Raw genomic sequence first — 25354 nt, forward strand, 5'->3', positions numbered from 1 at the left:
ATTTTCCGTTAAAGCTTTCAATGTGCCCATTATCCGTGGGCTTCCCCGGACGAGTAAACTCTATCTGCACTCCATGCTCAAAAGCCCATGTGTCCAGGGCCTTACTGATAAATTCCGGCCCAGTATCAACCTTGATACGCTCCAGTAACCTTCCTTGAAGGCGTAGCCTTTCAAGAACACGCACAACTCGAATTCCAGGCAACGACATGTCCACTTCGAGCGCGGAGCTTGAACGATCCCATAGATCGGCAATTGTCAAAATCCGGATGCGTCGTCCACCCGTAAGGGAGTCGCTTACAAAGTCCATCGCCCATTGCTCATCCGGGCCAGCAGGGCCAGCCAGAGAATACGGGCATGGCTTGAACGCTTCACCCGCTTGAGGGTGCGCAGTGAAAGGTTTTCTTCCTGGTAAATCCTTTCTGTCCGCTTGTGATTCTGCACCAGCCCTTCCCGGCGCAATAACTCATGCCAGCGCGGAGAACCGAAACGCCGCCGATCATTTGCCAGTTCCAGCATCCGAGTCCGCAAAAGAAGATCACGGTCCTCAGATGGTGGCCGTCTGGCTGAGCACCGATTAAACTGAATCACTCGGCAAGCCCGCCGCTCTGAGTAGCCATGCGCAGCCTGAATGTGATGCACGGTTTCCCTTGACTACTGGCTTGCGCACCCAAAACGGCGCAATCAATTTGGGCAAATCAGCAAGGCTGGCTAGATTGGAAAAAGCTAGGCTAGGCACTTATTGGCAGCCTCGAGCCTCTGCATTTCTCTCAAGCCATGCATTAAACTCTGCCTGTAGGCATGGTCAGACCCAAGGGGGGCAGCTCGGCTCCCCTTGGGTTCTTTAATGTGCAGTGTTATTTTTCGTGTTTGCCGGTGGGGCTGTGTGGACAACCTGCGCCCGTGTTTGTGCTACCGCACCATGTGCATTTGTTGGCTCCTGTGCCGTGCTTGTGCTTTTTTGTCGGGCTGTGCGGACAGCCTGAGCCGTAGTTGGTGGAACCACAGAATACACATTTTTTTTCATCGTCATTGTGCTCATGCTTTTTGGTTGGGCTATTGGGACAGCCTGAGCCGTAGTTGGTGGAGCCACAGTAAGCGCATCTTTTTTCGTTGTCATTGTGCTCATGCTTTTGTGTTGGGCTATGCGGACAACCAGAACCAAAGCTGGCAGAGCCGCACCAGATGCATTTTTTGGGATCGGAGCCATGTTTGTGCTTTTTTGTCGGGCTGTGGGGACAGCCTGAGCCGTAGTTGGTGGAACCACAGAATACACAATTTTTTTCATCGTCAACGTGTTCGTGTTTTTTTGTGGGGCTGTTGGGGCAGCCTGAACCGTAGCTGCTAGAGCCGCAATACTTACATTTACTCAAGATGCTCTCCTTTTGTGTATGAATTAAATTTGATTGCTTTTTCTATCTATGGGTTTCAATGGGTCGAATTTTGCTGCACTTTATCTCAACATATATCTCAGCTTGTAAGCAAGAAATTTGCAACCAGCAAGAATTGTTGAGCTAGCTGCTACGTTGAGTTGTTTTTCTAAAAATGGCTCATATCAGTGACGATGCTGCATAAAACTGGTTCTTGAAACGGCCAAGAAAATTTTTACTTCCGTTAAGTGGAGTTTTTTTCTTGATGGAGTGTGCGGATGATATTGCCAGCCTTGCAAAAGTATTCATTTGTAACTCCATGAGTCGCAGGGTGGGTAACAATTGCAAAAGTTGTGGTTCCGTTATGCCCTGTGCTTATGTTGTCTGCTGCTTCCATAAATGGAACGTCAGCAATTTCTTCCCAGTATTTTGCATATTTTTTGCTGTAAAAAATGACAACATTAGGTGAATATTGAATGATTTTTTGTTGAATTGATTTTATTCGGAGAGCAAGAAGCTCCTCAGAATAGTTTTTTCTTGAGCTGAGATATGGCAGCGTAGAAATGGAGTTGTAGTGCCATTTACTGGTTGATGGGGATGGCAGCGGTAGCAATTCAAGAAGGCAGGTATCGTCATTCCACCGGCCCAGGCGTTTTGCCTGATATTGGCGTATCCGATCTATCGATGGGGCAATATTCTGAAAGCATAACGCGATGCGTATTAATTTGCTCCACGTAGTTTGTAATACGGGGGGGTCTGCAAAGAATTTGTCTATACCAATGGCTTTGTGGTAGGAGGCTACATCTACCAATTCGCTGCAATGTTTTGTCCATGCATTAATACGCGCCATGATTTCTTCTTTTGTATTGCCTCCGCCTTCTTCCATGCCAATAAACCATATTTTTCCATGATAATTACCATAACCATAAAATTCATGTATAAATTTATGTAAAACTGTATCAATATTGCTATTCATTACATCTCCATTGGTCGTCGTTATAATTCAGATTTAAAACAGACTTAAGCACAATATCAAGGTCGTTCAGGCAGTGTTATTTTTTGCTCACAATTACGACTTGGATGTTTGTACCGTTTCATTAATTTTTTTGACATACCATTGGGAAGTTTAATGAATGCGGTCTCTTCTTTTGCAGCATGTCCTTCCAATGTGTCGCTGTGGTGTGGTGCATTAACTTCTGGGTTTAATAAAGAAGAAAAATCTGCATTAGGCCATAATTCCCCAGCTATCATCCGAGTTTCGTGCTGTGAATATGATATTGCAGACAGAGTATCAGCCATTGCGATTATGGAAGATCGATATTTCAGCTTGGATATCAGGGCTGTAGGAAAGCCCTTTTGTCCGTGAAGGAGCCCCCAAAGCTGACTTATCAATATCTGTATCCCACCATAATTTTTGCTGTTTTTTGCCGCTGCAAAGACTGCATCTTCATAACGCCTATGGGCGATGGTGCAATATAGGGCTATGGCAAGAGCCTCATCTGCTGTGCTGCCGGTTCCTAATTGGCTTGGAATTTCAGCGCTGGTATTTTTGCTGAGATATTTTTTTCGCCCAAAAGTAAAAGCAGCATATATCAATTCATGAAGCGAATTCTCTATTGATATAATATTAGTATAGCGAGATATGTCTTTGAGCAGCTTTTCAAGGCGCTCCCCTGTAGGCGCGTTGTCAAAGGCAAACAAGCTAACAAGCCTTACCCAGACCCCAGCCACTAGCGACGTAATGGGGTCGCTATGCGTCAATCGTGAGGAGCTAAATCCAAGCCTAAAATCTCCCTGGTAAATATTTTGTGCATCATTACTGTCATCTGTGCGGATAATGTGCTGCTTATCGCCAATAGGAAAAAAATTGTATTGTGCACTTATGAGGCCGATTGGTGTGAGGCGTGCGATGCTAAGGCAACCCTTATTGCTGTTGGTTGGGAAAAATGTTTTTGAATCGGGAAAGGATTTATTGATATAGCCATTCTGTAGCCCTGCCGCCCCATTGGGGTAGGCCAGAAAAAGTGAGCCGTTTCCTTTAGATTGAACTAAGGTGGATATGTTTGATTGTAGAGTGTGCCAGTCGCGTATTGCAATATATTGCATGCATAGTTCTGGGTAGAGGTATTTTAACCTTTGGGTGGCTGTGCCCATGGCCTCGCGTGCATGTTCGTTCAAGATTCGAAGCTTGTTTGCTTCTATATTTTTTGTATTGCCTAGTTTCTTTAGCAGGTTGTCCATTTTTGCATGGAGGGGGCGCAAGCGAGGGCAGGCTGCTGCTGGGGATGTGTATGATCGAATCAACGCTTCAGTAGTAAAAAGTGAAAGGAGCGTGCTTTGTGTTATTTGCAACGTGTCTAAACTAGCTATGTGATTAATGCAGTCTGATGCAGATGTGTATATTTTTTTTGATGTTGTGATTGAATGTTCGATTGCATCGCCAATAGCTCCGCCGATCATGCCCGCACGAACAATATTTCTTTTTTTGTTAGCCTCAAGAATTGGAGGCAGGTTCAGAAGATAGACCTCCTGCTCTATTGTTTCGATAGCACCAGGACGAGCCTTACGAATCAGGGAAATGGCTTTTTCTGGTTCACACCCTTCTTCAATGAGAATTCGAGCTGCCAGCGTACCGGTGCGACCTAAGCCCCCTCGACAGTGGATGAAAATTTTGCCTCCAAGGGAGATCAGTAGCCTGAGCAAGGCGCAGGGAAGATCCCATGTATGACAATTGTCGTGGCTTTGTCGCATCTTGAGGGCAGACCCATCAACAACCGTGAAATGCCACCATGTCATCCCAGCCTTTTTAACTGCGTGGCCCAGATTTTTTACATGGAGCGCAGAAAGTTCTGAATCTTCCATGAGAGTTACTACAATTCGTGCCCCCCATTGCTGTATGCGGGCAATATCAGTTGCAAGGTCTCTGTTGCATGAACCACTCATGGCACAAGGGTCAACCTTTCCAGGGCAAATTGACATGCCAAGGCCTGGAAAACCTTCAGGTGTAGCGATTTTCAGTGGTGAGGTTTTGCTTGTGTGCGCGATCGACATTTTCTCCCCTTTTTGCAGAAGCATACCACAGGGTATGAAATTGTTAACCATCCAAAAAAATTTAAATTGTGTTATACTTCAAAATACTGTGCGTGTGTCTCTGCAACTGTTTGTGCAACTTTAGCTCGCAACCATTCTGGCGAAAGAACTTCTGCGGCTTTGCCAAAGCTCAGCACCCACGATAAAAATTCTGGCACACTCTGCCCCTGCACGTGCAGCGTTAGTGAACCATCATCATGAAATTCTATGGTTTGTTGCGCGCTCCACTGGCGTTCTGCCACATAGGTGGCGGCGGTGGGGGCAAACCGCACCACGGCGGTAAAGGGCTCTCCCTGCATTACCCCAAATGTACTATTGCCTGGCTCGGGAATTTCCGGCACACAGGCTGCCCGCCGGGTGGCATTGCAGACCTTGATACGGTGTAAGGCGAGCGTGGTGTGGTTTTCATAAACAGGAACAACTGTGCCTTTTGCTGCTACAACATAGCCTTGTATCAGGAGACTTTCTCGGAATCCAATCATGCGCTTTGGGGCAAAATCAAAAGATTTTTCTTTTGTAGTTGTCGCACCTTTATATGTAATTTCGCAGACTTTGTGCTTGCGAATAGTTTCCAAAAGAGTGCCAAGCATTTTTTGAAAAGGCTTATAGTCGATTCGCCCTTTGGATATGCTTGTACCAATGTGATCAGGCAGCTCCTGTGAACCTTGCGGCAAAAAAGCCACAGCTTGCCGCAGGCTTATTTCCATTTCTTTGTGCATTGTTTCTGGCAGCAAATTGGTCAGCAATTCGCGACAAAGGGCAAGTTGGTACAGCCCCTCGGCATTAAGGCAAACCGTGGGGAGCCGTGATGGCTTTTCCAGTTGATATAGAACCTCGCGCCCCTGCTGAAAGCGTTGTATTTTGCCAAATCGTGATCCTTCAAGCTGTTCAATCAACCTGGTTACGGCCGGTTTAGAACAGCAAAGCATGCCTGAGAGTTCCGTAAGACTGTACGGGCGGTTCGCCACCAGCAGCATAGTGTAAAGGCCAAGTAGTTTTTCTGCTGGTTTTGCGTCATTCCACTTTTTGCCCATTACGGTCTCCTTAATGAACTAATTCGTTAATTATTAGGCAAAACCGATACGTTGTGCAACATCTTCGAGCTTTAATGACTGCTCGTGGAGCAAGGCTGACAGCAACACTTCATGAGAAATCGAACCTTGCTCACACAGCCAGAACTGCATGAGCACGGCATGAAAGTCACCAGGGGTAAGTTTTTTTTGTAAGCATAGTTTATTTTTAAGCTCAAGTGATAGTGGTGTGCCCACAACTGGGGCAAGCACTTTGGTATAGAGGGCTTCCAGCTGCGTTGGCCCGGCATATGTAAATTCAATTTTAAAACTGAAACGTCGCATTGCCGCAGGATCCATCCCATTTCTATGATTGGTGGTGCAAATGCAAAGCCCTGTAAAGGATTCAAGAGCAGTTAAGAACTCGTTTATTTGAGTTTTTTCCCATCCTTGGCTCACACTGTCGCGATTATTCAAAAAACTGTCTGCTTCGTCGATAACCAGCATGGTGTCATTGTGTTGCGCCTCAGAAAATGCGGCGGCAATATTTTTTTCTGTCATGCCAACATAGGGATCTAACAGGTCGCTAGCTTTCCTGATGGTTAAATTCCTCCCTAACAGATGTGCAAGATGTTTTGCCAGTGCTGTTTTGCCAGTTCCAGGTGGCCCATAAAAAAGAATTGTGCCCATGCCCTGACAGCCAGTTTTGTTGGTGTTCAGGTGCTTGTTCAAACGATGAAGTTGATCAAGCTGCACGCCAAATGGTTGAACTGTGCACACACCGTCCAGGCTGTAAGCGTTGCAGGTGTCACTGGTGGGCTTTCTTTTGGGCTTAATTCCGTTTTCCGCCAGGGTCGCATGTGCCAGCAAAATACGCTCTACGCAGGCGGCAAAGCCGTTGCGCGTGGCTAATGTTTTGGCTTCGCGTAAGGCATGTTCTATGACAGCTACCTGCGTGGGGTATTGGTCAGAAAACTGTTCTACAACTTCAGGTGCGATATGCTTTTCGACCTGCAATCGTTGCATTGTTCTGAGCCAGATGCGTCGACGTTCTATTTTATCCAGTGCCTCAAAATGGATGCTGAAGCTAAAACGCCTGCGAACTGCCTGATCAATCTGGTTAACATCGTTGGTTATCCATATGACATGCTGGTTTGGGTGTTCCATAAATTCGTTTAGCCACGCTTTGGTGGATGAACTTCTGTACATGGTTACAGAGGTGTCCAAAAGGCGCTCTGCCTCATCCACTAGAACAAAGCTATTTTTATGGGGAGCAGCCATTCGTAGGCATGCCGTGAGCGCAATGCGCCTGTCCTGGGTTAAGTCATCCTCTTTGCAAGGAACAGCCCAAGCCTTAACGTTTAGCTCATTGGCAAGGGCGTGGGCAAAGCTGGATTTTCCTGTGCCTGGTGCGCCGTATAGCAAAATATGAACAGGTCTGCTGCTTTGGCGACGCAGCAGGCGCATAACGTGTTTTTTACTCTCTTCTGCAATGTTAAATTCGTTTAGAGGCAGAGACTTGCCTCGCAAGGGAGTGCAAAAAATTTTGTGCAATGAGGCTGTATCGCAACGTTGCCAGATTGTTTCAAATTTTTCGCAAAGCCTGATGCCTGATCCCCCAGCATAAAGAATGCCCATATCTTGCAATTGTGCAATTGTTTCCTTGCAAACAGTGCTGGGGATATTCAGCATGTAGCTGAGCGTCAGTCTGGATTCAACAGACTGAATACGCAGGGTGTCTTCAAAATAAATTTCTACAAAACGAAAATTTCCTGTCAAAAAAGCGAGGATACACAAACTCATTGCTTCATTGCTCAAGCCAAAAAAAGTTTGAATTTTTTTCTGTGATTTGGTGTAGGGTTTGCATATTTGTTCATGGGGATAGATGGAGGATAAAAATGTTTGTGCGCATTGTCTGAGGTGAGGCTGAAACCACGCATGATCTTCTGCGAGTTCTTCCAGGGCATCGTCCAGACGTTTTACTGGCTTTGTTTGCATTTCTTTAATGGCGTGGCGAAGCTTTGTATTGTTATGGCTGCGACCAGAATAAGCGACCATCTGGTCTTGGAGCATAACGACAAAATCCCTTAGGTCGTCTGCGCACCAGCGTAGACAAGAAAAGAAATAGTTGTTCAATGGAATAGGTAGGTCAAGGAGCCTCATAAGCCATTTGCTTGCTAGGGCCTTGCCCAATGCTACTTCTGGTGAAATCAAAGTGTCTGAGGATGGACATGAAATTTGAAACGATTTGCGCATGTTGGGATTCCTTGTTTGCAGGTACCATGCACATTTATCGTTTCAGATTTTGACGGTTGTTTTCAGTTTATTTGACTTTACCGCCAGGACAACGCACGGCCAATAGTGAATTGCTAGCCAACAACCAACGATAGCACCATAAACAGGTGCGCTACTTGACGTGCCCAATAATTGCCGTAAGTAAAAATCCATGTAATGTGCCCGCTACCGTCTGCACGCTAGGGCAAAAAAATTGCTGATTTTTGGAGGCAGAATGAGCATGGAATGGGCTGAAATATTTGATATTAAAACGTTTTCTGATGCTAACCCGCAAGGCTTTACAGGGTTTGAAAAAATTGGCGATTTGGGCAGTGCCTGCGCCAATGTTCCCAAAGAGGCAGGCGTCTACATGATCCTGCTCCCCGGCGAAACAGAGCAGCCCATTTTTTGCGTTCCCGGCAGGGGGGCCCGCGCCAACAAGGTCACGCCGCAGAGCGAAGAAAAATTACAGCAACGCTGGGTGCAGGGAACAAGAATATTATATATTGGCAAGGCTGGCGGCCCGAAATACAAAACAACTCTTAAGGCGCGTTTGCAGGCGTATATGCGGTATGGAAATGGTATAAAGGCAGCGCACCGTGGTGGAAGATCAATCTGGCAGTTGGAAAATATTGACGAGTGCCTTGTTGCATGGCGCGTCGCCCCTGAAGATCCAAAGGGGTGTGAAGGCTGTTTGCTGAAGAGGTTTAAAAATATTTATGGGAATTTGCCCTTTGCCAACAGGCAAGGTTAGGTTTTTTATGGGCCCTAGTAGTGCCGAAGCCAGATTGTGAGGTTTAGGTAGATTCCGTTTTTGTACTATTTGCACGTCCTCGTATGTCTTTGTGCCGCTGGTGATTGATGTAATGAGCGCAGACGGTTTCTCAAGGTTGTTCCATGGTCACCTTTCCGCAACATCTGGAAGCATAAATCGGTGTGTGAAAAATGGGGTAGTGCGCTGCTGATTAATTGGGGGGGCGCAGAAAATATAGTGTTATAGTCCATTGCCTCCACATTTATCTTGAATTGAGCAATCTCTTAGCTGTGGAGTTCTTTGCCATGCATCCGGTTCGTGAACAGATGCCGGATGCATGGCTACTTCATTTTTTGTTATGGCTTCTTTGCCTCTGGCAGGGCAAGTATGTTTTCGGTTTCAATTGTGCTGTCCTTTCCGGGCTGTTTGCGAGCGTCAAACTCTTCAGCCGCAAACGCCGCAGCAAATACACCTGCTATTCCGGTCACCATACCGCCAATAAATACCCAAGTCTTGCTCATATTCTTGCTCCCCTTGTTATTGCGAAATGATAGAAGGTGGGGGAATTCCCGCCTTCTGCATGCCAGCCTTATAGGGCTAGTCGTCCCAGTTATCCTTGATGACCTGCAATACGGCGATGGCTACTGGTATCCAAGCCAGTGGGTTCATATGTCCTCCTTCATTTTTAGCAGCGCGGGATGCGCCGCTTTTTGTTGAGAGTAAAGAAACGGAATATTCCCGCTCGGTACCAAGGGTTGAAATCAAGGGGGACCATCATGCCGCACCACCATTGAGCAAGGCGACCTGAAGCATGGCAAACATGGCAGGCACCAGATCAGGCAAGTCGTTGACCATCTTGCTGGTATGCGGCAGCAGGCGTGTTATGTGCTCATCCCGTATGCCTAGGCCATAAACTTCAAAGCCGAGTTTTTGGGCCACCCCGATGGCATTGTTTGCGGCCAGCGTGTTGTCCGGCATGCCGTCAGTGATAACCAAGATCATCTTGCGTTGTTCTTTGAGGGGCAGCATGGTTTGCAAAACCCACCACAAGGCCCCAGCCAAGGGTGTGCCGCCAGAAGCCCGAATGTCGAACAAGTCTGGCACTAACTGCCCATGCCTCATGATGGGGAATACAGAGTTTGTGACCGTCGTAGCAGGGAAAGCCGTAACCGCTGGATTCACGCCACGGATATGGCTTAGCGCTGTTGCCACGGCATAGCAGGCCCGATTGGCAAGATTAATCGGTGCGCCAGCCATGCTGCCGCTTACGTCCAGCAGGACATGGACAGCCGTATTGAGGCCCAGTTGCACAGACTTTTTTTGGAAAATATGAGCATTGCCAACCTGCAGACGATAAAGCGAATTAGCGTGCAGAATCCCTCTGCGCCCGATGCTGCAACGTCTTTGCGTTTGCGCCTGCAGAAAGCCCTGAAGGCGTATACGCAGCGCAATGCTGGCCTGTAACGCTTGCAGTTTCTGATTAGCTGGCAAGGGTGTTGCTGGTCGTGTGCCTTCTACCGCGACGTTAAGAGCGTCACCGGCAGCCTCGATACTATTATTGGTAAGTTCAATCGCCAAGATTTCGCCGAGTTGCTGGGGTAGATCCTGCGCCTCCGCATGAAAAAGAGCTTTGAGCGGTAAATCACTCAAAGCACTCGACGGTTGAACAGGCCAAGATTGTTGGTCTATTTGTGAAGTAGAATCATTGGCCTCCCTTGTCGACTGTGGCATGTCGCCTTGATCGTTTTTGTCCGTATACTTGTTGGTTGCCATTGGCTGAGGCGGTTCCCACTGCCGGATGCACAGGGCGATCTGTTTCGCGTATTCAACTGCTGCCGTCGTATCCGGGCAATGGATGTAGACCTTGACCAATATGGCATCCAGGGCCTCTTTCAATCCGGGGAAGTGATGCTCCATGATGCTCGCCGCGTTTTGGCGTGCCGGGGTCACCTCATCCACATCCCAGACCCGCACCGTCAACAGCACATAGTCCAAAACAGCAAGGGCCGGGGAATCGTCCCCGGCCCTTGGCTGTGCTTGCTCTACAAAGAATCGTCTTATCAGCCAGTTCAAGTTTCTTCGGCAGCCAGGGAAAATGCCTGACAGCATTTTTTCAACACGCCAATCCTCAAGGCAATTGAACAAGTTGAAGGTCACAGGGTCAAGGTTGGCGGCTTGCAGCACGCTAAAATTCGTATGCCGTATATGGGCAGCCTCATGGTCTGTGAACCCTTTGGCCAGCGCCAATAATTCCGGCTCACAATCCATGGGCAACGATGGCAAGTGGATAACCTTACCGTTGGTGCAGGCTTCCTTGCCGCCAATACGCACCTGCACCCCATAGCGGTCGCCAAGGATGGACGCCAGCAGGGGCAGACAGTTGAGAACATCTTTTGTTCGAATCATGGTACCCCACAATAAGAAAGCCCGACATTTCTGCCGGGCTACTGTTTGGGTTTGTTAGGCAACGCTACAAAGCATGGCGGATCGTTTGCCAGCGTAGTGTGTCGCCCTGCGGGCGGGAGGTAAGCTGGATTCATTTTGCCAACTTTTTATAAAGCGTGTCGTGTTCAAGCATGCTTTTATCAAGAGCCTCAAGTACGCTCTTCTGTGCAATATTTTCCTTGCGATTTTCAATGAATGCACGTGCAGCATCTTCCAGTACTGCCCTAATTGGACGGCCTTCCTGTCGAGCGATTGTTTTGAGGCATTCATAGAGGTCCGCATCCATCTGGCTGGCGAACCTTGTCCGTCTGGTGGATACTTGTTGCATGGGGCTCCCTTTCCTTGAGGCTAGCCATAGCGTTAGCCTTATTCAATGAATTTTTGATATTACCACAGACCCAGGCTGGGTATGGCAGGATGCGGCAAAGCACTATCTGCCACGGAAATATCAGGCAAAATGGGCTCATCGTCCATACCCCCATCCACGGTGCCATCCATCTGTCCAGCAAGGCCGCCCGACTCGTGGATAACGTCCGGACCAGCCAACAGGGCATCCAGCACAAAGGCCGGGCCATAGCCCTCAATAACTTTTTGGGCGTGGCCCACTAGAGCCGTACTGTCCTTGAGTAGGCATACCAGCCCTTGCAACAGCAGCAGATCTGTGCCGGTGATGTTGCCCTTCTTGGGCATGCGCAGCAGTGCAGCCTGCACGATGTCAGCCACCGGGGCCACATGCGGCTCTACAAATGACAAGCCCGTGAGCTTGGTATGCAGGGTGCGCAACGGTGAGAGCGCCTTGTGGGTCACCTCCGTCTTGCCATGGTAAACCCTGCGCCATATATCGTCAGCCGACTTGGCCACCTCATCAAATAGGGTGCCGCCGAGGCCCTGCACCTCTTCCGCCAGACCGGCTTCCAACACAGCGGTGTTGTCCGGGTGCTGCTCCAGCGGGGCCACCTTGTACAACTGCCAGCAAAAATCCATGCGGGCGCGCACATAATCAGGCCCCACAAGGGAGTTGCGGATAATTTCGCCCCACTGATGGTGCTTCTCAATCCATGCCTGCACATTTTGATCATAGTCAGCCAGAAACGCTTCCTTTTCTTTCTGGAATTCGGTGCGGATGTTAAGCAGTTCCTGCACGATTTCGCCGGCTTTTTCTTCGGGGATAGCCCAGCCAGACATGAACCGTACCCCGTGCCGGTCAAGGTAGTTGAAGGCGCGTGCCTTGAGCGTGCCGAACACCTTGAGGTTTTCCGGGTCGGCAATGCGCTTTGAGCCCAGAGAAGCCAGATCTTCAGGGGGTAGCTCCGCACCACCTAGGTCTTCCTGACTCATTTTGCGACGGGCAGACCACAAGCTGACGTTAAGGTTGAGAGCTAACAAATTGTCCAAAATGCGGATGTCTGAAACAAGTTTTGTCATGGTTTTCTCCTAGAAAGAGCTTTTTGCAGGATTGAGAGTGTAGCCTTGCGTGATCTTTTTTGTCGCGCGAGCTTCAAGTTCCAGCACGGAATTGTTGCCAGCACAATTTTCAGCGGAGATGAAGTGTTGTTGCCCGACAGTGTCCGGTTTGCCCCACTCCAGCGTGAGCCCAACAGGGCTGGCTTCGCCGATCCAGTATTTGCCGTCCTGTTTTTTGCCAGAAAGGTTGTGGACTACCTGAAGATGAACGCGGGGCTTGGCCACCGTGGGTGTGTGATGCAGATGGCAGCGCATGAAGAGTAGGGCTTGCTCACCTTGCAGGACTTCTGTTTCTGCCGTTAAGGTTTGGGGGGACTCAACTTCCACCTGTTGAGGGAACATGCGCTGAGCCAGTTCGTGCAGCATGGCGCGGGTTTCACGGCTGGCTCGGAAGCCCAGAGCCCGGTCGAGGGCGTAGGTGACAGGCTGTACGCCCTGATGAGCTAGCGGCTGAAAGCGAACGGTCAGACCACCCCATCGCAGCAAACTGCGAGTGGAGAATGTAACTTCAATGGCGTTAGTCAGATTGCTGGTGGAAGCCTCGCCCATGAACAGCTTGCGAACCTCATTGGCGTAGTCCACCATGGTGGCGCACAACGATTCGGGCAGCGATGGGAAGCGCCGTGCGAGCAGGCGTTTTTCCACATCGGTAGAGGGGTAGCCAACTTCGCAGATTGTGAAGCGGTCCAGCCATGCAAGGTTCTGCCGTTGGGTGCCCTGGTAGAGGCCGGTGTCATCGCCACCGCCATTGGTATTGGCCGTGGCAACCAGACGGAACATGGGATGTGGCACAATCAGTTCGCCGCCATTTTCCCCTATGCACAGGGGGGAGCCGTCAAGTACGCTGTTCAGGCCTGCTGCTATCTCTGGCGAGGTCAGGTCGATTTCGTTCAACAAAATTATCGCCCCGTAGCGCATGGCAAGCGCAAGTGGGCCGTATTCAAAGGTCATGCTGCCATTTTTTACTGTCAGGTGACCAACCAGGTCGGCAAACTCCAGCCGCCCGTGCCCAGTAACCTCAAAAACTGGATAGTTTAGGCGGGCTGCCAGCTGCTTGATGCATGTCGTTTTACCACAGCCTGTGGGGCCGAAGACGTACAGTGGTTCCTGGGGGTTGAGAAACCAAACCACAACATCGCGGCTGGACTCATGGAAAATATAGTCGTGGTCAATAGCCGGGGTGTAGGCCGAAGGAACGGCGTAGCCCCTGACCGTGGTGCCGGAGGACTTGCCGCTGAAGACTTGTCCTGCATTGAGGTCGGCGAGTTGCAGGTTACTAAGTTCTTCGATCAAATTTGTGTTCATAATTGCTGCTCCTTAGATGCAGAAAAAGCCCGGCTCCTTTTAAGGGAACCGGGCTCTTCGAAATATGGTATCAGTCTAGCTAGGATAGTTTTTTGTGAACTATACGGAATTGTCCGACTGGAGAACTTCTGCGGCCTGAGGCAGCGAGACGGCCTCCGTATGACCATCAGGGTAACGCAGGGTGCCCTTGTTCATTCAGGTAGTTCAACGGAATGCCTTTTTTAAGCTCAAATTCAAGAATAACAGGCTGATTTTCAATGGCAGTGCAACCAGCTCTTCAAGGCTAAGTGGCATAATGTCTCCGTTGCACTGCTGACAATTGCCTATCAGGAAGCAGTGTTCTCCTTATGGTACTATTCTTCAGAGGGCATACGTCGTAAGGCTTGTCGATATGCCTCTAGGCGTTCACGCTTGCCAATGGAGATGACCGTTACAAAGAGAATGTCATCATTGACCTTGTACACAAGACGATACCCAATGGAGCGCAATTTGATCTTGTAGCAATCACGCATGCCAGACAGGGCAGATGAAGGAACTTTCGGCTGCTGTAACCGTTCTGCCAGTTTCTTTTTAAACTGCTCTCTGATGCAGGCATCCAGCTTTTTCCATTCTTTCAGTGCCAGCTCATGAAACTGCAGACTATAGCTCATCAAGCGTTACCTTGACAAAAGGGCCATTTTCGCGCTTTTCAACAATCTTTCTGTCTTCAAGATCTTCGAGAATTCCGAGGATTTCTTCGTAATGCTTTGCGGACAATAGGTATGCCTCTGGCTTATTATGGTTCAAAACTGCCACCGGCGCATCCTTGGCAGTTGCCAGGACATTCGCAAAATTCCGTTTGAGTTCCGTGACGCTAACGGTAATATTGGAGTGTATGGAATCCATGAAATCCTCCAAGTTGGATAAATTCGATATCTTTTATGACATCAAATTTAACATCAGTCAATGAACCTCAATCCGCTGCAATTTCCCGGGTAATTCGCACCAGCTGCGGATTGCACCGATAACTACCGCGAGTTTCAATGTCGTCATAATCTTCGCCAAGACGGATGAACAGGAAGTCTTCGCTGGGCAAGCTGTCCATTAGTTTTGCTACAAAAGCCATTTCAGCAAATTCCTCGTACCACTTTTCCCCCTTCCACAGAAAGACAACAGCCCCGGTGCTTTCATCGATTTTGCTGGGTTCGCCACCGATGAGCATTTTGATTGCTGCAAAGTTGTCGGGATTGTTCTTTTCTGCCTCTGCAAGAGCTGTTTTTAACTGATCCATGCCATTTTTTGTCAGGCACAGGGCCACGTCAGAATAATATCCCATGTAGATCTCCCGAAGGTCAGTTTATGGGCGAAATGCTCAATTTTTCGAAAGGTGAGCCCGTACGCTCACAGCGGGCCAGCAAGGTGTCCACGTCGATGTCGCCCAGATGCTCCGCATGAAAAATTTCGGTCAACTCCTCCCGCAGAGCATCCCTGTCCAACGTGGTTCGGCCTGCTGTCACTGACATACGGAATCGGTAATTTCCCGTGTCTACCCAATCCCGTGTGCCAGCCTGGCGGTGAACAAGCTTGAGCACAGTTTCCATCTCTTTTATTTCGCTATCTAAAGCGGTGCGCTGCTCCTTGAGTGCCGCCAGCTTTTCAAGAGCTGGTTCCCATTGGGGCATTTGCACGCCCTGCGGGAATTTGGGGCAGTCACCGTTGTGTTCGCAGTACGAGCACAACGGGTAAAAGCCGTGAGCGCAATCAACCTGTGCCAGGGTTATGTGGCCGGCGCGGAAATCTGCGAGTTCGCCCCAAAGTTGTGCCGCATGGTCAAGGGCAGTATCCAGCATGGCCTGATTGAAGCCATAGGGGCCGAACGCTTTAACCTCTTTCATGGAAAGGCACAGCAACCATGCTTCTATGCTTGTCTTGGCAGCAGTTGAAGGCATCTCAAGACCAAGCTGGGCACGGCAAAGTTGAGGGAAGGTCATCTTCTCATGCAGAAGCGTACCGTCCTCAGCACGGAGGCTGAAGACGGGCTTGTTCCATGCTTTTACCAAAAGGCCGATTTGCCCGTGCAGTTGCAGCAGATGGGAATCGTGTGGGGTGCCGGGAAGCTTGTCGGTGCTTTTTACTTCCAGAATTCGTATGGCATTGACGGGCGCACCCCAGACCAACACAAAATCAAGATGAGCCTTGATAGGCACGCCTTGATGCTGCCAGTTGATCTCAAGTTGGGGCAGTACATGGAGGCCAAGTGATACCAGAGCTTGCCCAACCCCAGCTTCGAACCAGTGCCCGCGCTGCAGCGTAAGCAGACGCTCCAGGCTGTTTGTGGTGGGCAGCACTTTTCTGGCCAGTGCAGCCCGTGGGCATTCCCAGTGCTGGCCGATGTCGCTCATTCCCACATAGCAGGAGCGGTCACCCAGATGGGCAAGTGTGTCTTTGTGGGCAACGGCTTGCAGACCCTGTCTGATCAACGCCCGTAATCCTTCTGTGCGGTCTTTCTGTTCCATGGGTTATCTCCATAAAAGCGAAAGGGCCGCCATCAGGCAGCCCTCTCACTCGACATTTTTATTTTTGCTATGCAGCGTCAACATACTTCCACCACAATTTTCTCTGCGGGTTCCAGCGGAAGCCTGAGCCCGTCAGTAATTCCTCTTTGGCCTGCGTGTTGCCGGTGGCAATGATGCAAGGACGTCCGTCCTGGGCTGTAACTTGCTGGTAGGTGACGCCTTCCAGCGGCGGGAGATTTTCAAGGCTTGCTGGCGGTCGATTTGAGGGGCCTGAAATATTATTTGTGGTAGATGGGTTGCGTTGTCGTTCTTTTTGTGATTCGGGGGCGTTTACGGGCAGTTTTGGACGTGTGGGCGATTTTTTGCCGTTTTTTGCACCTTCACCATCGTCATCTTCAGTTACCATGCCCAACATGGCGGTTAGAGCATAACGACGGGCGTATGTCATTGCCGACCCCATCCCTTGCGGATCTGCCTTCGGCATAGGAACAACAGCAAGGGAGCTTTGCCACTGGCCAGACTCAGTATGCGTCAGCTTGGTAACCAGCCCTAATGAGTTGGTCTGCTCCACTGGCACAGGGTACTGGCACATCCAGATGCCGTTTTCGATAAGCGCATCACGACAGGCGTCCATGACACTGTTGAGGCTGGCGTACCAGCTTTTGGTGAAGGGATTTTCTGCGTCCTTAACGATGGGTTGCATGGTTCGCTGAACAATGAGTAGGGCCTTAGCCAAATCGGTAATGTTTTCTGATTGGTATTCGTGCATGTTTGTCCCTTGAAAATGGCAACGCCCCATCCGGCTTGATCCGGATAGAGCGTTCAGGTTGATTTGAAACATTATCCTGGTGTTCTTGTAACAATAATATATTCTTAAAAATTGGTGACAAACATTGATCCAGGTTCCATTTATTTGATTCCCATTTCAGGAACAATAACTTTTCAATGGCATACTTTTCAGGGGGAGGGGCATTCGGAACAAGCTGCTAGGCGGCGAGATGTTTGTGGTACTATGATCGGTGCTTTATTTGTAGACAATTAACACTAGTGCGATAAAAGTCGAAGGGATATCGTTTCCTTACCGACAGACTTCATGCGTCTTGAGGTTTTTTATCTTTTCCAGAAATAGGCGTGGGCCTCCTAAGCTGCCGACTTTATGTGCGGAAGCACCGGAACCCAACGTGTTTACAACGAATTTTATATTGGTAAAAATGGTGCTAGTCATGTTCATGCAAATTCCACCCCACTCTGGGCGATTCTTTTTTGCAGATGGAATTGTTTTGGAGGGGAAAATGCAGGTTCTTTTCATTCTTATTCAGGAATAGGGTGGCAAATTGAACATCGTGACTAATCCATACTTATCAGTTCCTTCTCGGCGAGCTCATTTTGCAAGCCCCAAATGACAAAGTGCCTTCAAAGTTTCTATAGTCTATCAAAAGGAAATGAGTGACGTTACTATGGCATGCTGGAAGTGGGGAGATTAATTATGAACCTAGGCAGCACCCTTCCAAAAGAACTTTCTCTCGCATTAAATTTTCGTAGGCTAACGTTGCGGTTCACGCATCGCTTGTTCGACGAATTCATGCATGGGCATTTGGGAATTGTCTCGCAATTTGTTCTTTTGGAGCTTCATGCTGGAAGCGTATTGAGTCATGTTGTTGAGGTCTTTCCATTTGATATTACAGCAATAATTGAGCGTCTACGCCTGTTTTCGCTTATCCATGAGGGACACCTTACCGAGCTCGGGAAACATTACGCTTTTTGCCTCAAGGCAATTCATGGTAAAGACTTTGAGGTGTGGGCTCATTGGGGCCGATCGTTAAAAATCATTTTACCTATGGAAACACAGATACTTACTGACGAGTCCTCATGTCTAGACGACTCCTTGAAAATAAATGCCTATGACAATCGGCAACGCCCCTTTGCCTTCTCGCGCCAAGAACATATATATCGCTTGCTGGGATTTTTAGTTCCAGAGTATACAACGGCAAGTCAAGCTGAAAAAAGTGCGGATACTTGGCAAGTATATGCTTCTTTTGTGCAAACAGATAGAAACGAGCTTGATGATAACTATGATCCAGAAGAAAAATACTGTGTATTTGCCCTCCCGGAGGGCGTGGATATTTCCCACAAAACTGGTTCTATTATTCCTTTGTTTTTACCCAGTCTGGTGATCAAGACAGTCTATCAGCAGCCAGTAGGGGACGTATATTTCCCATCCGAAATTATACCGCCACCTGCTGTCCAGACGGAAATTTGTTTGCTGACAGGAGAGAGAGTGTGTGACAGTGATAGTAATCCTGTACAAGATTCTTACCCTGCTCTTGGATGGCCGAAATCAGCCTGGAAAAAGGAAATATCACAGTTTCTCCTGCAAGAAGCTGCTTCATATTCGATTTTTTCGAGAACTGTTTCCATGCATACACATTTGCGGAGTCGTAACATTTCGTCAGCTTCTGTATTAAGTGCCTTTGCTTACAATTTCTCTAATAGAAAATCGTGGACTCCTGACTATATAAATGATGGAGATGAAGATGTCTCTTGACTCAACTCGTCTTATTGGATTTAAGGTGCTTTCGGTTTTCATTTCTTCTGAAAATTATGACCGTGTTGAACGCGTCTACAGGACGGGTTCTCGTATGTACGGGCTTCTTCGCAAAACATCATCTAGCGCCAATCCAGCTCTTGCCTTTGTGGATGCAGCAGAAAGCCTGATTGACCTGGTTTCGTCATACTGCAAGTATCAGCAGGCTAGAGAAAGAACAAAACAATTAGAGATGCGGAACGATGCTCTTCGCAAGGAGATAGCTAATATTAAAAGGGTGTTAGAAGTTGAAGAGGTCGCTGCATTAAACAGGCATGGCCTGGAAGCAAGGGCTCGAATCGGACAAATGGTGCAAGCTGTAGAGGCGCTTAAGCGCATAGGAAGCTTATTGCATGAAGTTAGTGCTAATCTGCGAGATTTTCGATTACAGGGGATTGGAAGCAGAGAGACGCACAGAAGGCTAGGTAAACAATTTTTTGACACCAATTTACTCTACCTACAGGTCGTTGAATCTGTGGTGTAACTCTGGAGGATTTGAATATGGGGAAACAGAGCAACTCTGGGAAAAAAACAGATGGGTTTTCAATTTCTATTGCGGACGTATCAAAACTCGGCAGTGATTTTATTAAAGCGATGGGAAATGTGGCCGAACTCACTAAGGAAAAGGAACGTACAGAGCAAGAGAGAGAAAAGGCTAAATCGGTCATCCATGCCAGCAATAATGAACTTGAAAAGGCAAAGTTGGATAGCCAGCGGGAGTATGAGCGTAATTATGCGGAAATGATAAAAATTCTCACAGGTCATGAAGAAAAATGCAGAGGAATGCATATTGACGCCATGATTGAGTGCGTAAAGACATATAGAGATATTATTACCCAAGAAGTAGACAAAAAAATTAAGACAAAGTGCCTAGACGAAATAGCTAAATTGCAAACTGCAATTATGTCACTTGGCGATGAAAAATTATCTAGAACAACGGCAAATTGGCTGGACTCTATTCGTGGGCAAATTCTCGGAGAGTCATAGGTGATATTTCCTCTTCTGGCCATCCTTGGTACGGTTACTATTAGCGCGACGGCACTTGCGTGGCTTTATGAGCAAGAAACGGAACGCGAGCAAGAGCGCCAGCGTAATTTGAAAAAAGAATTTGGTAAGTTGCAAGAGGAATTCGCTCGCTATAGTGAGCAAAAAGATGGCGTTCCTTGCCAAGCATTAATTTATTCGCAAGGTTGGATTGAGCTTCTTAAAGTAGAATTGGCTCAGCTTGCCCAAAAAGTGGCACCAATAGAAAATGAGTTAAACAGAATTCTTCCTTTAGTCCTTGCGGAGGCTAAGGAACCAACTACGGACACTTTTCGTCGCAATATGCTCAAAAGAGAGTTGCTCCGATTTGATGATGCGAAGCGTAAGCTGGATGCGTATCTTTTGTACATCAAATGGTTCGAGGAAAAGCTGTCAAAGCTTGCGCTCGCCCCTTCTTCTAGCGATTTGTTTAGTCTTTCTCTGCCATCAGTAACATTGCCAGAATTTTGGTTGTACCCTGGGAAACTAGTAATGCTCCCAATAGATATGCTGGGTAAAGCTCTTCCAGATTTTGGGCATTCCATTTTACTACATAATTTGCCATCCAGGCAGATACAGCAGATGTACTTCACTCCTCCGGGACAAGAGGCTTCTCCAGTATTAATCGAAAGACAAAATAGAGATAGGCCTTGTGTATTCTGGGGGTGCGCATTAAAGGGAGCATTTTTTCTCAAGCATGTTCTTGACAGTGAGCCAACAACCTTTCGAATAAGTAGAGGTGGGTCTACTTATTATCAAGGCTCCATGTTTGAAGGAAAAATACATGCGATTTTGCCTCGCGACAATATGTTTTCTCCAGGGCTTAACCGTCGAGAAGGTGATACCCTAAACGTTTATCCCGAAGAATTTGACTTGCTGCTTCAGCATAACTACACAGGCCGTTTTGAATTAAAAGGGGGAAATACCCTCCCTATAGTGAGCGAAATCCCATGTTACAGGACCACAGTATCGCAACTTAATCCATTGTTTTTACTATTAGAAAGTTCAAAGTATGAGGAAAGTGTCTGCAAAATTCTAGACGATGCTAGCGAACCTTTTTATCTCTTGGACGCAACGGTAAATGAAGATAGGGACAGTGTATCTATTAAGTTATCTAAGGGAGGCTTAGTCCTTTCTTGTAGAGTAGATCCTCAGGGCTGGCTTGAGATGGAAGACATCATAAGCAACTCCCTAGATTTTGGTGCCGGAATTGATCTGCCAATTCTGATTATACCGGCTGAAAAGGAACGCAGGAAAGCACTCTTGCCGTCTGCTGATGGGTTAATTTTACTTGAAAGTTTCATTGAACGTCTTCGCAGCCTAGAAAAACGGCAGCAAAGTGCCTTAGCGATGAGCTCATTTTTTGATAACTGGATGCAAGTTCTAACTTTTCTTCAGGAAGAAGAGGGCGAACAGGAACTAGAGTTTCCAGCAACAATCCCGGCTGCAAATGATCTCGGCGAATTCTTATTGCCGCTGTCATCGTTAGCAGAAAATCCACATGATGATATAGAAAATTTCTGGGAAGTTTTTGATCAAGAATGTGATTTGAATCCTCAAAAAGAACCAATATTAAGCTACTGGATCACTAAAACTACTGGGGATGGATATTGGAAGCGATTGCAGACAGAATCTATTAGTAGAACTTCTGATAATTGTACACTCCTTGTTCGTCTTCGTAATAGAGTCATGGAAGGCTTTTCAGCAGGAACGGACAGTTTATTTAAATTAAGCTTCCGTACGATGCAATATGTTCCTTTAGAAAGACAAAAAAACGCTCTCAAAGCCATGCGTGATGATCGGCTTGCTAATTCAGAGCTACGCGATGCCCTGCTGCTTCCCAATGAAACTTTTTATAAACCTGCGATCTCAAAATATTGGAAAGAGCGACTTGAAGCTGAAGCGATTTGGTCGCTTGAACCTAACAAGCTAAGTGCGAACCAAAAGGAAGTTGTCCGAACTTGTTTAAGTGTTGACCCCTTAACTATAGTTCAAGGTCCGCCAGGAACAGGAAAAACGCGCTGCATACTAGAAATAGTTTACCAATTCTTGTCGCATAATCCTACCGGGCGTGTGCTCATTTCGTCACAACAAAATACCGCTGTTGACAATGTAATTGAGCGACTGGTGCAGCATCAGCAAGATTTTTTAGAAGCAAACTCAATTTCAATAATGCGAATTGGCAATGAAGAAAAAATGTCTCTAATTTCGCAGCAGTTTACATTTAATGAGCACTTAAGAAAAATTACGGAGATGCTTTCAGTGAATGCTGAAGATGCCTCCACAAACCTCTCGTTGGTGCAGTCTAATTGGGGTAAGTCTACTCCTGGCTCTGGAACTAACCTCAATAAGATGGATAATATTACGTTGAGGAAACGCCTGAGAGACTTTCTGCAACCTAAACTGAGTAAATCAGGAATTGACAACGAAATGTTATTTTGTATGACCGCTGGTTGTCAAATTGTAGCTGCAACTTGTGTTGGGCTGGCAAATAAAGCGGCTGCAATGGATCAGTGCCGATTTGACTTGGCCATTATTGATGAAGCGGGTCGAGCTACACCCCCGGAGTTACTTATTCCGATGAAGTTAGCAAAAAAAGTGGTTCTTATTGGTGATCATTGTCAACTTCCTCCCGCAGTTAATCCTTTGCTACGTGACGAATCTGCTCAGGAAGCGTTGCCTTTCTTAAAAGAAACTTTTTTAGATAACAGCTACTTCGGAACGCTTTTTGATTCTCTCCCTGAATCTGCACGGTGCAGACTTACGGAACAGTATCGCATGGACAATGCAATTGGAGATTTAGTCGCAGAACTTTTCTATACAGAGAACGGTGAGCGTAGACTTTATAATGGATTGCAGGAAATTAAGGCTCCGGGTTATGTCAGATGGATTGACGTAAAAGGAACACATAAAAGGGTGGGGACGAGCCTCTACAATGAAATTGAAGGCCAAAAAACTTTAGAATTTCTTGAATTCTTGGATGAGAAGTCAAAAATTAAAGAATTTCAGTCTGTTGCAGTAATTACACCGTATAGAGAACAAAAAAAGCTTTTAAGGAAAGTGTGTTCAAACAAGACATTTAACAACTTAAAAAGCGTCAACATAAACACAGTTGATCAATTTCAAGGAAGTGAAGCTGACATCGTCATCTACTCAACAGTTCGGAGCAAGGGGCCTATAGATTTTCTTCTGGACAAAAAGCGGCTCAATGTGGCTTGTTCAAGAGCAAGGCACGCACTTTTTTTTATAGGCAACAAAGATGTTTTTATGAAAAAAAATGCAGGAGGCCCGGAGAACATTTTTTCAAGGATTTTTGAATTGACAAGTGGTTAGTGATCTCTCCTGGTGAAGGTGTTAGAACTTGTTTTATCAGTTTACGGAGTTGCTACGCAATAATCTTATGTGCTGAAGTAGTCGCATGCCGCCATCTGGAACCATAAATCTGTGAAGACAATATTCGCACATTCTAGTCCTCTGCAACTCTACCCAAATTGCGCTTTATAAACGTCACCTCGAACGCCTTGCATGGGCGGTATTGCTGTAGGCGATTGGCGAAGGTGAAGGCATCGTTCATCTCGTAGTGCTGAAAAATGTCGAGGCCGCGATCCAAGGAGATCTTCCAGCCTTGGTCGGTTACGATGTGGCGAGCGTGGATCGTGCCGGTGCCGTCGAACTCCCATGTGAAGTTCACCCCCACGCTGCCTGCGGACTCCTTCATCTTTTCGAAGCTGTCCTTCTGCTGTTCGCCTTTGAACTCGTCTTCCGTCGTCACCAGATGCACTGACACTTCCTCATCAGGAGCCTTGTGTTTGACCACCGTCTCCAAAAATTCCATGAAGTTGCGCACCTGGTAGAACAGGCGGATGTAAGGGTCGGTTACAGTGATCGCGGTAGCGCCCTTTAAGTAGGGTCCGAGCAGAGTATCGAAGGAGAGGCCCTTCTGGTTCTCCTGAAATGTGAGGTGCTTTTCTTTGAGGGCAGACTCGGCCGAAGCCACGGGCTCGGACGGACTTTGGGGCGAGTCCGATTGAGCAACTTCCAAGATTTCCCCGTCTTCACCCTCGGCGATGGTTTTGTGGTAGTAGCTGGGATATTCATCCTCTTCGAGTGTTGTGACTGGTTTGTTCATGCCTGTGGTGTCTTGATAGGTAAAGCGGACGTTGCCGTAGGTGGAGTCGATACGCATTAATTGGTCTTTGACACGTTTTCTGCCTTCAATCGATAACTGCAGCAGGTCTTCCACTTCATCCTTAGTTGCCCCTCCATGTGGAAAGAGTATCTTCATCAAGCCTGAGAACGTCTTATGAATACTATCACGGTCTCGCGTTGAGATATCGGATGAGAGGGAGAAGTGCTCCTGGTAGCGATCCGAGTAATCGTGATTGCGCAGCGAGCGAAGGATCTCGGCCAGATAGTCCACCACGAAACCATAACCGTTGGAGAACATTTCTCCCCGGATTATGTCGACCTCCCAGCCGGGGATGTAGAAATGGATGCGATCAAGAAATGCGGAGTCGTAGAATTTGTTGGGCAGTTCGCAGAACAGGTCAGAGTGCTTGAGCATGTACGGCACGGTGTGCTGTGTGTTACCCACGAACACCATGGAGGCTTCAGCGCCCAGCGTTTCGATGCCTCGAGAGAAGGACTTGTTGGCCATGTAGTTTTTCATGATGTCTACTAGGGCCTTATCCACACGCTTTTGCTTTCCGGCAAATTCGTCGAAGGCAACACAATCCCAGTAACCGACCAGACCAATTTTTCCGGAAGAATTATTCACGAACAGCTTGGGAACCGTAACCTCGCCGCCGGAGATCAGGATGCCGTGGGGCGAGAACTCCGAGTAGATGTGAGACTTGCCAGTTCCCTTGGGGCCAAGTTCGATCAGGTTGTAGTTACGTTCGCAAAACGGGATCAGGCGGACCAGTTGAGTCAGCTTGCTACGTTTGCCGAATATCTCCGGGTTAAAGCCGATGCTTTGCACAAGCAGGTCGATCCACTCATCGATGGTGAATTGTTTGCGGGCCTCAACGTAACCGTCGAAATCGAAATGGGAGAGCTGGATCGGCTTGAGGGACGACAATATCCAGGGGCTGGCGCTTTTGTCTTCGGTGAACTCATATTCCAGATCCGCAATGCACCACACGCCACCGACCAGAAGCTTGGGGTGCTTCTTCACCGTTCCGGAATCAACCAAGACCTCCTTCAGCCCTAAGTTGGAAAACTGTGCCTCGTAGACATCCTTCTTATCGTTCAGGTCAACGCTGATTTTGTCGATGACCTTGTAGCGCCCTTTTTCCTTGATGTGCGAGCGGACCAATCCTGCTTCGTTACGGTGGACATAATGCTTGGCAAGGATTTCTTTGACCGTCTCGATACCGGTCTGGATGGTCGGCTCATCGCTGGTGGCACAATACTGGCCCAGTAGATATTCCAGAACGTATGATGGGACGATGGCGTTGCCCTTGACCGTCTTGACGAGATCCTTGCGGACAACCAGTCCCGGGAAGTATTTGTTGATTTTCTGGTCAAGTTCGTTCATCGGT

Annotated in this window: 21 protein-coding genes and 1 pseudogene; 5 read left to right on the forward strand and 17 right to left on the reverse strand. The window is 47.8% G+C overall.

The features are described 5' to 3' along the window. From QZ383_RS00005 to QZ383_RS00030, 6 genes are all read right to left on the reverse strand, one after another. Positions 1–307 (reverse strand): DDE-type integrase/transposase/recombinase (locus QZ383_RS00005; protein ID WP_291441989.1); only part of this gene is annotated, 307 nt, incomplete at its 3' end. After that, positions 295–639, reverse strand: coding sequence for an IS3 family transposase (locus tag QZ383_RS00010; protein WP_365860579.1), 345 nt, complete (start codon positions 637–639; stop codon positions 295–297). The genes QZ383_RS00005 and QZ383_RS00010, both read right to left, overlap by 13 nt. 972 nt (positions 640–1611) lie before the next feature. Beyond that, positions 1612–2343, reverse strand: coding sequence for a hypothetical protein (locus QZ383_RS00015; RefSeq protein ID WP_291441992.1), 732 nt, complete (start codon positions 2341–2343; stop codon positions 1612–1614). 56 nt (positions 2344–2399) lie between these two features. Next, positions 2400–4418: an ADP-ribosylglycohydrolase family protein gene (locus tag QZ383_RS00020; protein WP_291441994.1), complete on the reverse strand. Its 2019-nt coding sequence runs from the start codon at positions 4416–4418 to the stop codon at positions 2400–2402. A gap of 71 nt (positions 4419–4489) precedes the next feature. Next, complete coding sequence (locus QZ383_RS00025) at positions 4490–5491, reverse strand: WYL domain-containing transcriptional regulator (RefSeq protein ID WP_291441996.1); 1002 nt, start codon at positions 5489–5491, stop codon at positions 4490–4492. A 33-nt stretch (positions 5492–5524) separates the two neighbouring features. Further along, on the reverse strand, positions 5525–7723 hold the full coding sequence (locus QZ383_RS00030) for an AAA family ATPase (protein ID WP_291441998.1): 2199 nt from the start codon (positions 7721–7723) through the stop codon (positions 5525–5527). A 253-nt stretch (positions 7724–7976) separates the two neighbouring features. On the opposite strand from QZ383_RS00030, the gene QZ383_RS00035 reads away from it, so the two are divergent. Next, the gene (locus tag QZ383_RS00035; RefSeq protein ID WP_291442000.1) at positions 7977–8495 is read left to right on the forward strand and encodes a hypothetical protein; all 519 of its coding nucleotides are present in this window, start codon (positions 7977–7979) and stop codon (positions 8493–8495) included. 356 nt (positions 8496–8851) lie between these two features. On the opposite strand, the gene QZ383_RS00040 is transcribed toward QZ383_RS00035, so the two are convergent. The 10 genes and pseudogenes from QZ383_RS00040 to QZ383_RS00085 form a co-directional block, all read right to left on the reverse strand. Beyond that, positions 8852–9016, reverse strand: coding sequence for a hypothetical protein (locus tag QZ383_RS00040; protein ID WP_291442002.1), 165 nt, complete (start codon positions 9014–9016; stop codon positions 8852–8854). A 253-nt stretch (positions 9017–9269) separates the two neighbouring features. Continuing rightward, positions 9270–10901 carry a VWA domain-containing protein gene (locus QZ383_RS00045; protein WP_291442004.1) on the reverse strand — a complete coding sequence of 544 codons (1632 nt, stop codon included), beginning with the start codon at positions 10899–10901 and terminating at the stop codon, positions 9270–9272. A 130-nt stretch (positions 10902–11031) separates the two neighbouring features. Next, on the reverse strand, positions 11032–11268 hold the full coding sequence (locus QZ383_RS00050; protein WP_291442006.1) for a hypothetical protein: 237 nt from the start codon (positions 11266–11268) through the stop codon (positions 11032–11034). A gap of 59 nt (positions 11269–11327) precedes the next feature. Next, positions 11328–12365, reverse strand: a complete 1038-nt coding sequence (locus QZ383_RS00055; protein WP_291442008.1) for a DUF3150 domain-containing protein — start codon at positions 12363–12365, stop codon at positions 11328–11330. Between the two features lie 369 nt (positions 12366–12734). Continuing rightward, positions 12735–13709: pseudogene (locus QZ383_RS00060) on the reverse strand (AAA family ATPase); the annotation flags it as partial. A gap of 353 nt (positions 13710–14062) precedes the next feature. Continuing rightward, positions 14063–14359 carry a type II toxin-antitoxin system RelE/ParE family toxin gene (locus QZ383_RS00065; protein WP_291442009.1) on the reverse strand — a complete coding sequence of 99 codons (297 nt, stop codon included), beginning with the start codon at positions 14357–14359 and terminating at the stop codon, positions 14063–14065. Next, positions 14349–14594: a type II toxin-antitoxin system prevent-host-death family antitoxin gene (locus tag QZ383_RS00070; protein WP_291442011.1), complete on the reverse strand. Its 246-nt coding sequence runs from the start codon at positions 14592–14594 to the stop codon at positions 14349–14351. Before QZ383_RS00070 ends, QZ383_RS00065 begins: the two co-directional genes overlap by 11 nt. A 67-nt stretch (positions 14595–14661) precedes the next feature. Then, positions 14662–15024 (reverse strand): hypothetical protein, encoded by a 363-nt coding sequence (locus tag QZ383_RS00075; RefSeq protein ID WP_291442013.1) that lies wholly within the window; start codon positions 15022–15024, stop codon positions 14662–14664. A 16-nt stretch (positions 15025–15040) separates the two neighbouring features. Continuing rightward, a complete protein-coding gene (locus QZ383_RS00080) occupies positions 15041–16204 on the reverse strand; it encodes a hypothetical protein (RefSeq protein WP_291442015.1) in 1164 nt (387 codons plus the stop codon). A 67-nt stretch (positions 16205–16271) separates the two neighbouring features. Further along, entirely contained in the window at positions 16272–17045 is a 774-nt protein-coding gene (locus QZ383_RS00085; protein ID WP_365860585.1) for an ERF family protein, read from the reverse strand. A gap of 645 nt (positions 17046–17690) precedes the next feature. On the opposite strand from QZ383_RS00085, the gene QZ383_RS00090 reads away from it, so the two are divergent. The 4 genes from QZ383_RS00090 to QZ383_RS00105 are packed head-to-tail and all read left to right on the forward strand — an operon-like array spanning position 17691 to position 23144. Beyond that, complete coding sequence (locus tag QZ383_RS00090; protein ID WP_291442017.1) at positions 17691–18749, forward strand: hypothetical protein; 1059 nt, start codon at positions 17691–17693, stop codon at positions 18747–18749. Then, positions 18739–19272, forward strand: coding sequence for a hypothetical protein (locus tag QZ383_RS00095; protein WP_291442019.1), 534 nt, complete (start codon positions 18739–18741; stop codon positions 19270–19272). The genes QZ383_RS00090 and QZ383_RS00095 overlap by 11 nt, the downstream gene beginning before the upstream one ends. A gap of 17 nt (positions 19273–19289) precedes the next feature. Continuing rightward, on the forward strand, positions 19290–19775 hold the full coding sequence (locus QZ383_RS00100) for a hypothetical protein (protein ID WP_291442020.1): 486 nt from the start codon (positions 19290–19292) through the stop codon (positions 19773–19775). Then, positions 19776–23144, forward strand: coding sequence for an AAA domain-containing protein (locus QZ383_RS00105; protein WP_291442022.1), 3369 nt, complete (start codon positions 19776–19778; stop codon positions 23142–23144). A gap of 133 nt (positions 23145–23277) precedes the next feature. On the opposite strand, the gene brxL is transcribed toward QZ383_RS00105, so the two are convergent. Next, positions 23278–25350, reverse strand: coding sequence for a BREX system Lon protease-like protein BrxL (brxL, locus tag QZ383_RS00110; RefSeq protein ID WP_291442025.1), 2073 nt, complete (start codon positions 25348–25350; stop codon positions 23278–23280). Positions 25351–25354: the final 4 nt, after the last annotated feature.

This window comes from Desulfovibrio sp., assembly GCF_019422935.1.
Classification (GTDB): Bacteria; Desulfobacterota; Desulfovibrionia; order Desulfovibrionales; family Desulfovibrionaceae; genus Desulfovibrio.